Origin of the sequence: Mycobacterium sp., assembly GCF_965230835.1 — a bacterium.
Classification (GTDB): Bacteria; Actinomycetota; Actinomycetes; order Mycobacteriales; family Mycobacteriaceae; genus Mycobacterium.
On the sequence record NZ_CBDDLW010000002.1, the window covers coordinates 2,289,081 to 2,301,372 of the forward strand.

Sequence of the window (12,292 nt, forward strand, 5' to 3'; positions counted from 1 at the left end):
GGTGGTGCGCCACGCTGAGAAGCCGCTGCCGGAGCAGGCGGTGGCGGTGCCGGTGACGCAGGTGGCGCAGGCGGCGGTGGTGGCGGTGGTGCGCCACGCTGAGAAGCCGCTGCCGGAGCAGGCGGTGGCGGTGCCGGTGACGCAGGTGGCGCAGGCGGCGGTGGTGGCGGTGGTGCGCCACGCTGAGAAGCCGCTGCCGGAGCAGGCGGTGGCGGTGCCGGTGACGCAGGTGGCGATGATGGCGGTGGTGCGCCACGCTGAGAAACCGCTGCCGGCGCGGGCTTCTCGACGCTCCCAGTGACCGGCTTGGGCAATGGAGTTGTCGCATGGCCTTGACCCGGCGGCGGGGGCGGCGGCGGCAACGGTGCTGCGTTGCGCGGGAGCGATGGTGGTTTGCGGGCCGGATCAAACGGCTGACCGCCGATGATGCTGGCCACGATCGTGCCGTGGCCGTCGCAGTCGTCCAGGCCGCCGGTGCCCGCCTGCCCGGTGAGGTAGTCGCCGCCGGCATACAGCCGCGGAAGGCGAGAGTTAGGGGTTACACCAGTATCGATGACACCAACGGTCACTCCGGCCCCGGTCGAGAACCGCCACGCTTGCTCGACGTCGAGCATCTCAAATCCAGGGGCGGACAACTTGACATCCGGCCGGCCTACAGTGATCGGGCTGATGCACTTCGACGTTTGTTTCATTACCTGCTCCGGGCCCGGCGCGCCCGCCGGCGGCAACGCCGCCGGGTCAATCCCCGGCGATTCCACTTCAGCAGTGGCAGAGGTTGTCGCCCCGAGCGTCACGGCAGTGGTCATCGTGGCCGTAACAGTCATTACAGCTGCGAAACGCCGCCTCACCAGTGCAGCCCCTGTGTCCGTAGGAAACCGAAAATGTTCAGCACCCATGCCGCTAGCAACGGTATGAGCACAATCAGCAGATAGCCCAGCCATTCGACGGCCTTACGGGTATTCGGGGAGAACAGATATCGCCAAAGTGCAGTGCCGGTAACAAATGCCAAGACCCCTGGCAACGCCGCCCAACCGCAGTACATCAGAACGCCCGACGCATCCGGGGCCGCAGCCCAGGCATACCTTGCACCAATCAAGACCAGCGCCGCGATAGACGACGCGACCAGTAACACCGCTTGCACGCGGTCGTTGAACCGGCGGGCACGCAGGATCAGTTCAAGCGCTACCGCACCAACGAGCAATACGCCCAATACTGGGCGATGGGTATGTGGTGTGATCGTCAGCCACGCTCCGACAATCTGGATTCCTGCTACGGCGGCGCAGATTCCCACTAGGGCTGAGCGGGCGCGTTGCGCTGCGGCGGCAACTTGGTCGGCAGATAGCACCGATGGGTCGGCGGTGTCGTCGAGCTCCGGCGATAACGTGTCACGAGGTTGACCCGAAGCGTGATCGAACATGTCACGGTTGCGGAGCGAGCGGAACGGCTGGCGCGGAATCCGCGCACACCACAAACCAAGGGCCGGTGCCACGGTAATCAATGCCAGCGCGCTCACCAGCGCGCCGACGCCGATCTGAAGTCCTGACAACGGAGCGAATAGGCTCACCCCGGCGGCAATAGCGACGAGTCCGCCGGTGCAGATCACCGCAGCCGCCAATCCCCAATAGCGTTGACGCAAAACCACCAACACCGTGGCACCCACGCTGAGTGTCACAGCGGCGACAAACAGGTTCGGAGTACCAATCTTGGGCGGCAACGCCGACAAACACGCGGCCGAAAGCACCACACCCGTCGTCGCGGAAGCGTCCTGGGCGAATCTCAATTCCGGCCAGCGTTTGTGCGTCAGATACGTGGCTAGCCAAGCCAACGCGGCCAGCACAGCCAAAGCGGACGCACAAACCAACTCGGACGACCCAGGCATGAACCGGGTCCGCCAAATCAGCAGTGCACAACACACTGCGACGCCAACAGCAGTCGCGACCCCAACGACGTGAGCCGTCGCTGGAGTCACCGGGCGAACAGAGGTCCGCAGATACGCGGCCAGCGCACTCGCCACGTTCTCGTTGCGAGGAACGTAGCGCACGGCGCTGCCGGCAGCCACTAACTGCAGCAGGTCCCCGTCACGCACACCTGCTATCTCCAGGGTGGAATCGGGTTTGTCGGACAAAACCGCGCCGTCAATCCAACCAAACTCATAGACCCCGGTGCTACTCAAAGCGCCAACGCTGAGTCGGTTCTGCACCGCTTTGACAGTCGCCGCGGCAACTTTGGCCAACGGCGCTTGGGCTGGCAGCACCATCGGGATCAGTGTCTGGTTTTCTACAAGCAGATACACCCGCACCGACGCAGGCACAAGCGCAGCCGCCGTTTCCGTCGATTCCGATCTCGGTGCGGTGTCGTGTTGTTCCAGCGTCGCAGTCATCGGAGCTCCGGTTCTAGTGTTGTCGTGGCGAATCCAGCCGCGACGCAGGCGCCCAGCCCTATCGCGGCACGGCGCGTGCGCGACGACACCCCAGATTTCGCGTTCTTCGTGTCGATAACTCCCCCCGCGCTCAGGTGTTCGTCGAAAGGAAACACCACCGTTGCCCCGTCAGTGTGTGCGCTGAATTCGCGTTCGAGGGCAATGCGTTTGGATTTTGAACTGCGACCGCGCGGATCATTGAGAACCACAGCCGTTTTGCCTAGCAGCCGGTGATACCCAGACTCGTTCAACCACGCCAGTGTCTCGCCGGCGGCCTGGCTTGCTGCCGGCTCCATGGCACCAACGATCACTGCCGCATCGAGCGTCGGCAGTACGGCACTCATGACCGGGTGGTCAAGAACCTGGCCGCAGTCGATCACCGCGATCCGCATGTAACGGTCAACAACTTTCAGGGCCCCTGCGATGGTCGGACCGTCGATGATACGGCGGCCATGAGTTCGGTGCTCGCCACGCAACAGCCACAGACCGGTGTTGTTGTTGGCACCCAAATGTGCTTCTACATCAGTCCAACGCGTCAGTCGGCCGGCAGACTCATCGCCGAGTAACTCCCAAAACGTTTGCGTAGTCTCCGGCGCGATACGGTTCGCGAGCTTGCCGAACGACGGATCGGCGTCAACCGCGATCACACGGTCCTTACTGCGAAACTCGGCCAGTATTGAGCCGAGCAAGGTAGCCACAGTCGACTTTCCGGTCCCCCCTTTTGCGACGAAAACGCCGATTTTATAACAGTTTCCGCGCAGCAGGCCCCTGATCGAGGCGATGTCCTCGCGTAGCCTCTCTTCATACTCGGACAAGCCCGGATTGACCACTCCGCCAGTGGCTTTCACTACAACGCGCTGCCATCCGCAGGTTGGTAGCGGTGCTGGCGGCGGGGTTTGCTTCTGTGGGCTGAGTCGGTCGAGGAGATCGGCGGCATCGCGTCGACTTGCCGCCGACGCGCCGTTCGCCCGGGATGGGTACAACGCGGGTGCCGGCGGTGCGGTGAAGGGGGCGTAGCTGTAGGTACGCGTTGGCGTGGGGCTGACACCGGTTTGTGGATCTAGCTCTCCGGTAAGCACACCGTGCAACGGCACGGACTCCGGGTCGGACGCTTGGGCCTTCTCAACGCTGCGGCCTCCATCACCGACAGCACCTCGTCCGCCACATTGGGGCGACCGCGCAGGTAACGAAAAGCCGTACCGGCGTGCGAAATCCGCGTGTTCGATCCCATCGTCGTCGTCACTCACAGTGGCACCCTAACGAACCTTCCTCGCTAATGTCTACATACATCGCCAGCATGTAGACGGGTTTACTGACCGGTGGAAAGTGGAGCAACCACCGACGGCACCCCCACCGTGTCGGCGGTGACTAAGGCTGCCGCCCGACTAAGCTCGGCGCCCCGCGCGTACACGCGCACCAGCGGCCACGGCGCCTGAACCGCCTGCACAGCAGGATCTAGCCCCAAGCCACGCAGTGTTTCGTCGTCGCGGCTAATCCCGTAACGCACCCCCTGCGGCGAAATCCACCACAACGATTCGCGACTGGTCGCTCCGGGTGCCGCACTCGTGACTGCGGCCAGATTCGCCGCATCCGAGGCGATCCACACCCGATCGGCCTCCACGCTGGTTGGGCGGCGATCATTACGAACCAATGCGGAGACCTTTGATTCAGCCGACGGTGACAGCGGCAATCCGCTACCAGATAGAACAGTCGTCACAGATTCACGGTCGCCGCGGGCCTTTGACCACGCGACGCAAAGCACCCGAGACTCTCGGTTATCGACAATATTCAGTCGACGCTGAGGGTAGTAGTCCACTGGTAACGAACTCACGAGCGGTATCGATGCCACCACCTTGGGTGCCACCGGCAACGGTGCGATCTGCCCATCCGCAGACGACGACATGATCAACGCCGCGACAAACGGCGCGACTCGCTGAACACCATCAGGCAACAGCACATACAACTGATCGGGCGCGCCCCCGCGCCCGGCCACGTTTAGCACCGTACCCACCATGACGTCGGCACCGACATCCCATCTAGACGCCGACCCGGCTCGTGGGATTTGGGGTATCTCAAGCGCCTCGGTGGCGGGGATCGCCTCGAACAGCGCGCGCGACAGCCGCACCGGCGCCGACGCAGTCGAATCGATGCCCAATGCCAGTGTCAGTGAACGATTCGACAAGTCGATCCGTGACCGGTGGGCACCCCACACCACATACGTCGCTCCCGCATGCTCGGCCAGCACAGCATTGTTCGGGCCAAGGGGCCGCGCACGATCGCCCAGCGTTAATCGCCCAGCCAACGCGGTGACCGTGGGTTCCCGATCCGACCTGGCCGCCGGCGCGGTGTCGCACAACGCCCACCGCGATGTTGAGCCGCTGTGAACCAGCATCGCCTGGGGAGCGTCGACAATTCCGACCCGAGGTCCACTGGGATATTTCGCCAAGACTGAAGGTCTAACCGTGGCCGGGCGCAACGGCTGGCCGACAATCAGCTGTGCTGATACCAAATTCCATGCCGGACGCAGGGCCCCGTCGACCAGTACATAGACCGCATGGTTGTCGCCGTCGGCGACGATCTTGGACTGATCAACGCGCCCGATCGGGCGGATCTGCGCCAACACCACTGCGGCAACACAGACCACCGTCACTAGGACCGCGGCCAATACCAGAAATCCCGTCTCACGACGCCCGGTCTCAGAGACCATGCCCACGTCGTTTTCGGTGATTGCCGCCGCATTCCTGCGGCGCAAAAAATTGTGTGCCGAAACCTGCGCAGCCGTCACCGGCGCCAGCGGCGAACGCATTTCGGCACGCTGGGCGCCGCGGCGGTCGTCGCCAGACTCCTCAGCCATTTTCTCGTCCTTTCATCCGCACGACCTCGTAGGCGCCGCAATCACCTCGGTCGCCAAAGCCCGTGCCTTGCAGGCACAGCGTGTCGGCCCAATCGACCGGCAGCTCATCAGAATCACTGTCGAAGTTGATTGCGTCAGCCGCCGGGATACGAGTCGACCCCGAGGAGACGCGGGGCAACGGCCGCAACGCCTGCGGCATCCACGCCAGCTTGAGCACGCCATTCGGGGCCCACGCCGCGGCGGGAAACGTCGTCAACGCATCGACTGCCACTGACCGCCTTCCGTGAAATTTGATGCTCGGTGGGTCCGGCCTACCCGCCGAGCGTCAATTCCTGTTGGCTCGACCCGAACACCGAAACCGACTGGGCCACATATATATCCGGCCCCATTGACTATTGGACGCACGGGTTCTCGACAAGCAACTCACAGCGCAGGTATGGCCAAAGACACGCAGCGTGGGCTCATTCCAAGCCACACCGAAGCCGATATCGACTCGACCCCGCCTCATCCGGCCGACCCGGACGACTTAGACGACCAGCAGCCCTGAGCAGTGCCGGCTGGCCGCTCACTCCAACAGCGATCGCCTCGAGCGAACCCCGCGTAAACACACTTTTCGGTCGCCTCGGCCGACCGCAACTGCTGGTCACGCAGAGTCGATAGAGACGGGGGCGCAGCGAAAACCATCGACGCCATGGGTAACAGGATGCCTTATCCAACAATCGATTCCGAGACGGAGTAGCAATTAAGACAAATCTTCTCATCTGATATCCGATTGGATATCTCACAGAAGTTCATCTAAGCAGAGCCCTTCGGACCGCAAGGGTGTCCGATATATCTCAGAAGGAGAAAACCGAGCGGATCCGGCGAGCTCTCCAGGACGACCGAGACGTGCGGTTGCGATTGTTTTAGTCGACCCCGGTTTCGGACGATTCAGGGGTAGGTTCGGCAGAGGCGATGTTGATGGGTCGTTCCGCTCTTCGATTCCGCAACCGGCGGCCTGCTCGGCTTGAGGCATCACATCAATCAACGGACTGCATGCAGGTATCCGGGCCGACACTCTTTGCTCGCGAAACATTCTCTAGCAGTCCTTCCGACTGGTGGTCTTCAACCGTGCCGCAATGCGCACACCAAGTCAGGGTTGCAGCCGGTTCAGGATCCCCGAACACGAGACCTGCCGGCGAATTTCGGTCTGCCTGCGAACAACGGATCCCCGCAAGCAAGCGCGTGGCCATACCCGGGTTCGCTTCCCGAGCCCGGTCAGGATTCGAGAAGCGCCCACCACATTCTTTTGGGGCTATGTATCAGGGTCTATGCGAGTAAGCCCAGAGCCTGGTCGCGCTGGCTTCCAGCGCACCCTCTCGATCCAATCCATACCGTCGGAAATTAGTGGCGCTGACGGCTGGCGGTTTGCGGGCACGTCTGTCCAGCCGACCAAAACAGTGTCCACGTCACCATCGCCCATAACGACCCATAATCCTTTGCCTGGTGGCTGGTGACGCGCCGACACGTTACCAGCCACCGGCCCCAGGTCGCGGTCCCCGCTGAGGATCAACGTCGGAGTGGACATGCCGCTCACATTGCGCCACAGCGGGTTCTCAGCCGAGGCCGTCCGGTAAGCCTTGTTCAGCTGCGCGGTGTAGACAATGTGTAAGCCAAGCTCGGCCCCCTGCAGGGCAAACTCGTACAACGGTTCCGCCCCGGGCAGTACAAGCCCAAACGGGAAACTTGGTGACGTATGGCTGAGCATTTCCGCGTTGTCGACGACCACGAACAATTGCGGACCTACCCAGGAACGCTGCGTCGACGCCTCTATCGAGCTAGTTCCCGACGGATGCTTGCGGCTTTGCAGCTCACCGACCAGATTCCGCATTGCCTCCACCGCGGCCGCAATCGTCACTGAATGTGAGGCCGTGTGCGCCACACTAATCGCCCCCACCAATTGTCGACGCAAATCCACCACATGCAGCTGAGCTTCCTCCGGCGTGAAAGCATCCGTAATCGCACGACACACCGTACGCAGGAACGTTGTGCGCCCCGACCCCCTCGCACCAACGACTACACAATGTGGATTCTGTTGGAAATCCCACGCTTTCGCTTCGAGGTCTTTTTCCCGCAATGCAACAGCCAAGGTGCCCGGTGGCACGTGGTCCTGTAAATCCTCCAAAGCCACCCATTCCGGCAACTGTGCCATCACCGTGGAGCGTTTCGTACCCGTCAGCGCGTCAATCGCGGCGGCCAAGCCAAGTCCGTCCGACACCTGTTCACCGGCTCCATCGGTCAGGCATGGCAGCCCGATCCTGACCAAATTGCCTGCATTGCTCAGACCCCACCCCGACTGATTCTTCGGCAATAGTTCTTGTTCGCGCCGACTCACCCTCGAGCCGTTGGGGTCGGCCAGCCGTAACTCGAATTTGGCCGAAATCTGTTCTTGGATCTCCATACTGAACGCTGTGCCCCATGTGTCACTCGACACCACCAGATGAACCCCGGCGGACAGGCCGTCGGTCGCGATTTTCAGCATCGCCGGAACAAACCACTCCGCCCGCGGATCAGAGAACGCCTCACGCAGACCGACAAAGCTGTCCACGACCACGACCACATGCCCGCCTTCGATCTCCGAATACGCATCCGGGTCGGCCGCACGGGCTGCAAAAAACTTCGCCGCATCAATATCCAACTCGCTGAACTTTGTCGACCGATACGCGATGACGTCAACAACGGCGTCCAGCACACGTGCAACACCATCGGCGTCCGCCTTGTCCGCAATGGCGGCTACATGCGGCAGATGACGTAGACCCAACAACTCCAGGCCACCGCCAGCCACGCAATAAAATTGCACCCGTCGCGGGTCATACATCAATGCGGCGCCCAGCATGCCGGTCATCAAAGCGGTCGCCAACTCCGGCTCCGCACCGCCCACCAGCGCTAAGTGCTGAGCCGCCACATCGATCGCAAGCACCGGCTGGCGACATTCTCTCGGACGATCCTCTTGTCCCAGCGGGAACAACAAACCATCGTTGGCGCCGTAGTCAACATGCCACGGTTTACCCCGCAGCAATCCCACCAGTTCATCCGCTGCCAATCCAGCCGTTAGCGGCGGCAACCAGAAGTCCACCGAAGGCCGCGTCGGCACCTGGGCCAGCGCCTCAAATACCGCGGCACATTCGCTTACCTCGAAATCACCAGCATCGACCGCCTCAGTCGACGGCGACTGTCGCTGCGCCGGCAACACCGTCGCCGGCGCCAACCGGCCATCGACATCATCGGCTACCGCGACAGTGAACTCGCGCGGCTCAAACCAATCCGCGGACTCCATCACATGCCGATCATCGACCGGTGCCGGCACCACATACGGTGCCCCTGCGTTAAAAAACCGCAGCTTCACCAGCGGACCGGCGCCCACCCGCAGATACCCGATTCCTTCATCGCCGCGAGCCCGCAACTGAAACGCGCGGGGATCGTCGATAACCTTCTGCGACTCCTCCCCCGTGCCCGTGCGCAGCGCGATCCTCCACCCGAGCGCCTCATCGATATCACCGGCCAGCGCCGATTCGTATCGTTGCCCCGCTAGCAACAAGGCAATATGGTAGGCGCGCCCCTCGCGGACCAGCCTGTCGAGAAATTCGAAGATCTCTGGATACGCATCCCGCAGCTCGTCGAATTCCTCAACAATCACCAACAACGCCGGCAGCCGCGGCAAATTCTCGCCGCGCGAAATTTTTGCGTTGTAGTCGTTCATATCCGTGCAGCCCGCCGCGATGCATGCCTCTTTACGGCGTTCGAAAAAACCATCCAACGCCAGATGCATGCGCCGCAACAAGTGCTCTTCCTCGCCCAGATTGCGTACCGCCGCAAGCATGTTCGGCGACTTTTCCAGGAACCGCGTGGACGACTGGACTTTCAAGTCAAACAACGCGCACACCACGGCTTCCGGCGAATGCGTCAACACTAACGATTCGACGATCGTCGCGATCGCGACTGATTTTCCGGAGCCTGCATGGCCGATGATTACACCACTACCATTCCAGCCACAATCAGCCGGCTGAGCCAGATTCATATTGACGATATCGCCTTTATCGTCAATACCTACCGGGAAATTCCAAAACTTCTCGCCTGGCGCCCACCGCTCCGCCCATAGCCGCTCCGTATCCAACAACCGCGCATCGCGGACACCAACGGCATCCAGCAGCGTCCGCTTCAACCAGATCGCAGTACCGCCAGCAGTATCGTTCTGCGCGGGGCGATAACGCGCCAAGGCTTGAGCAAAGCGTTCAGCCTCAGCCAGCGTCATCGAATCCGCCGCCGCATAAAACGGCAACTCGTCGGGCTCAACGCTCACTGCCGACCCCCGAACACGTCACATCAGCACGCCACACCACTCCATCGCCCACTCGGTACATCACCTCATCGGTAAAACCCAGACCCGGCGCCGACCGGCGACTCGCTGCCTCATCAAACACATGCACATAGCCGGGTTCCTCGGCCAGCCGCACGAAACACACTCCCGCCACACCCGCTGGCGGAGCCACCACCGCCCACTCACTCGCCGGCCCGCACGCATCGTCGATCACAATCAACAACGGATGCTGCAGCGAACCCGTCGCCGCCACCTCCGGCACCCACTTGCCGCGCGCCAGCCACTCATCGCTATAGAACGCCTCAAACTCCGCAGCCGAACCAAAAACCAGCCGACGCTCACCACAACCATCGCGCGCTGCCGCAGCTTGAGCATGCGGCAGCCACTTCACCCAGTCCCACAACTCCGGAGATCTCGTCACCACAATGACTTTCACATCATCAGGCGAATGCCACAGACACAGTTGGCAAATCAACGCGTAGGCAAGGCCACGAATCCCACTCAAATCCCCCACTAGCGACATCGCCTTCATCGCCGCCAACGACACCACGCGCGGCATTCCGCGCACATAGCTTTGCTCCTGCAAGAGCTTCCGCAACCCATGCCCGCTAGCCGGCTCGATCCACGTCACGTCATCAGGCAGCGGCCCGCACTCCACTCTCGTCGCCTGCCGTACCGTACCCACCCCTAAACGGATCTGCGCAAAATCCTGAGACCCGTCATTAGCCTGCCGAGCGCTTGCAGAACCCACCCTGGGTCGCGTTCGTTCCCACATCCGCGGCGAACCAACCCAACCGACCAAATCCTGTGGCCGCGGATGGGACCACCAGGATCGCTGAAACTGCCGCTCAGCTGCCTTGGCCAGTTCCGCACGCGCCGCGTCAGCCTTGTTCGACCACTCCCGGAGCGCCGCCTCCCCCTTCGCCCACAACTGCTTCTGAGACGACCCGTCGCGCCGGAAAAACATGACCCCGTAGGTGACAAGCATGATCAGCGGGAAGAATATGTACCGCGCCAACCCAGCCGAATAGAGCACTACAGACACACCAGCCATGGCCGCCACCATCACCAGCGGACCAATCAGCTGAAAAGAATTGTGTGGCAACGTATCCGGAAGAGCAATCGGCGTGGGTACCGACACCGCCCCCGTCGATCCCCCCACCTCCGCTCGGTCCCGGCGACCCGGGGGTACAAACTCCACACTCACAGCATCACCGTAGCCGCGCCTTCGAGGTTACGTCTACATTTGACCATGAAATGTAGACACATTCTGCACCGGTTGTATTCACAACGTCGCCGCCGACGCCGATTGCCCACCATGCAACCACACCGCATTGTTCGTCTCAGTCTGTGACGACGCCGACAATCCCCAATCGCCGCTCACCACCCAAGTCATCGTTTCCAGGGGCTTCTCCTGGGGCGTGTCCCGAGTCCTATCCTGGGCCGGCTGACCGTACGAAGCAATCGGCGCCACAACATCAACCGACGCCAGCGACCCGCGACCTGGCCGCAGGGCGCCCTGGTCAGCCCGAGCTGTCTTCATCTCCACCCACAACTGATCCCACCACCGCTCGGGAACGCCCTCGCGGTACCACAACCGACGGAACAAGCCCTCAGCCACATTAAGGATCGCCAAACCGACTCCCCCAACCACGCCGACACGTTCCGCACAGCGGCCGATGTCAGTTCCGCGCGACAGGCCGCAAGCACAGCGCTGTCGAATCGCGGTCATCAGGCCACGAAAGCAGTTCCTGATCAACAAACCCTAAACGATGCATACACCAACGATCCAATACCTGAGGACGAACCGCCGAATCGCTTGCAGGAGGAGACTGCATCTGGACCACCCCGGCAACCTCGGCTGGCACCAACACCGGCTGACGGCATCGCAGAACTAGCCGCCATCGCATCCGACAGCAACGCACCATCCACGCAACTCCGCGGCGGCCACGATGATCGGTCCGGCGTGATCCCACCCAAGCCGGCGGCGCCGAACCCATCAGTGCGGCGATCGGAACAGCCAACAACCGTGCCTGCCACGACAAAGGTTCCCCGGCCGCGACACACCCAGCATCCTCGTTGCTGGTCACTACCAACTCGAACCTCCCCTAATCGAAACGAACCCGCCACCAATCGATCCACGCAAACGCCGCGAAGCAGGTATCGATTCGCGCTCCGAGCAAACCGAGTCAGCAAACCCTGGATCGGCATCGGCTCGCTTACCCGGGCATCAGGCCACCACTGACCGAAACATCTTCGGGCCGCCTTCCAGTGCCTCGACCCCAGCCTCGTCGGTCAGTCTCCGGCCACGACGACCTTCCCATTCCGCTTGGAGTCGTGGACTCGCGGCACAATGGCAGCTGGCGACGAAAAGGGAGGCAGCGGCGTGGATCGGAGACGCTTTCTTGGCGCGACCGCTGGCGGCATGGCGTTATTTACGGTGCCGAGCTGTACGCGGGCGACTGAAACATCGATGATATGCCCACCGAAGGTTGATGTGGCTCCTGGACGAACAATTCGCACCCTCGCTGGACTTCGACCGTTCCGATCGGGGGGTTTTGTCGTCCGCGCCGAGCCACTCGGCGGCCAACGCCTGGTCCATAACTACGGCCACGGGGGCGCTGGCATTACGTTGTCGTGGGGTAGTTCCAGGCTGGCTATC

Annotated in this window: 8 protein-coding genes and 1 pseudogene; 2 read left to right on the plus strand and 7 right to left on the minus strand. The window is 62.2% G+C overall.

Features of this window, described 5'->3' with window-relative positions:
* Nucleotide 1: 1 nt before the first annotated feature.
* Nucleotides 2-301 carry a hypothetical protein gene (locus ACO07W_RS10900; protein ID WP_421843095.1) on the plus strand — a complete coding sequence of 100 codons (300 nt, stop codon included), beginning with the start codon at nucleotides 2-4 and terminating at the stop codon, nucleotides 299-301.
* Nucleotides 302-844: 543 nt separating this feature from the next.
* On the opposite strand, the gene eccD is transcribed toward ACO07W_RS10900, so the two are convergent.
* The 7 genes from eccD to ACO07W_RS10935 all read right to left on the minus strand — a co-directional run bounded on the left by eccD (nucleotide 845) and on the right by ACO07W_RS10935 (nucleotide 11,266).
* Nucleotides 845-2,380: a type VII secretion integral membrane protein EccD gene (gene eccD, locus ACO07W_RS10905; RefSeq protein WP_421843097.1), complete on the minus strand. Its 1,536-nt coding sequence runs from the start codon at nucleotides 2,378-2,380 to the stop codon at nucleotides 845-847.
* Entirely contained in the window at nucleotides 2,377-3,666 is a 1,290-nt protein-coding gene (locus tag ACO07W_RS10910) for a MinD/ParA family ATP-binding protein (protein WP_421843099.1), read from the minus strand. The genes eccD and ACO07W_RS10910 overlap by 4 nt, the downstream gene beginning before the upstream one ends.
* Nucleotides 3,667-3,728: 62 nt before the next feature.
* On the minus strand, nucleotides 3,729-5,273 hold the full coding sequence (eccB, locus tag ACO07W_RS10915) for a type VII secretion protein EccB (RefSeq protein ID WP_421843101.1): 1,545 nt from the start codon (nucleotides 5,271-5,273) through the stop codon (nucleotides 3,729-3,731).
* A complete protein-coding gene (locus tag ACO07W_RS10920) occupies nucleotides 5,266-5,544 on the minus strand; it encodes a hypothetical protein (RefSeq protein ID WP_421843103.1) in 279 nt (92 codons plus the stop codon). Before ACO07W_RS10920 ends, eccB begins: the two co-directional genes overlap by 8 nt.
* Before the next feature lie 1,023 nt (nucleotides 5,545-6,567).
* Nucleotides 6,568-9,612: a type VII secretion protein EccCb gene (eccCb, locus tag ACO07W_RS10925; RefSeq protein ID WP_421843105.1), complete on the minus strand. Its 3,045-nt coding sequence runs from the start codon at nucleotides 9,610-9,612 to the stop codon at nucleotides 6,568-6,570.
* A complete protein-coding gene (locus tag ACO07W_RS10930) occupies nucleotides 9,602-10,831 on the minus strand; it encodes a hypothetical protein (RefSeq protein ID WP_421843107.1) in 1,230 nt (409 codons plus the stop codon). Before ACO07W_RS10930 ends, eccCb begins: the two co-directional genes overlap by 11 nt.
* Before the next feature lie 84 nt (nucleotides 10,832-10,915).
* The gene (locus ACO07W_RS10935) at nucleotides 10,916-11,266 is read right to left on the minus strand and encodes a hypothetical protein (RefSeq protein WP_421843109.1); all 351 of its coding nucleotides are present in this window, start codon (nucleotides 11,264-11,266) and stop codon (nucleotides 10,916-10,918) included.
* An 837-nt stretch (nucleotides 11,267-12,103) separates the two neighbouring features.
* Between ACO07W_RS10935 and ACO07W_RS10940 the strand changes: the two are divergent.
* A pseudogene (locus ACO07W_RS10940) lies at nucleotides 12,104-12,286 on the plus strand (FAD-dependent oxidoreductase); the annotation flags it as partial.
* Nucleotides 12,287-12,292: the final 6 nt, after the last annotated feature.

What these genes read in the sequence shown, in the direction of transcription:
- eccD (WP_421843097.1), bottom strand. Translation starts at nt 2,380, where the DNA reads ATGACTGCGACGCTGGAACAACACGACACCGCACCGAGATCGGAATCG.
- eccB (WP_421843101.1), bottom strand. Translation starts at nt 5,273, where the DNA reads ATGGCTGAGGAGTCTGGCGACGACCGCCGCGGCGCCCAGCGTGCCGAA.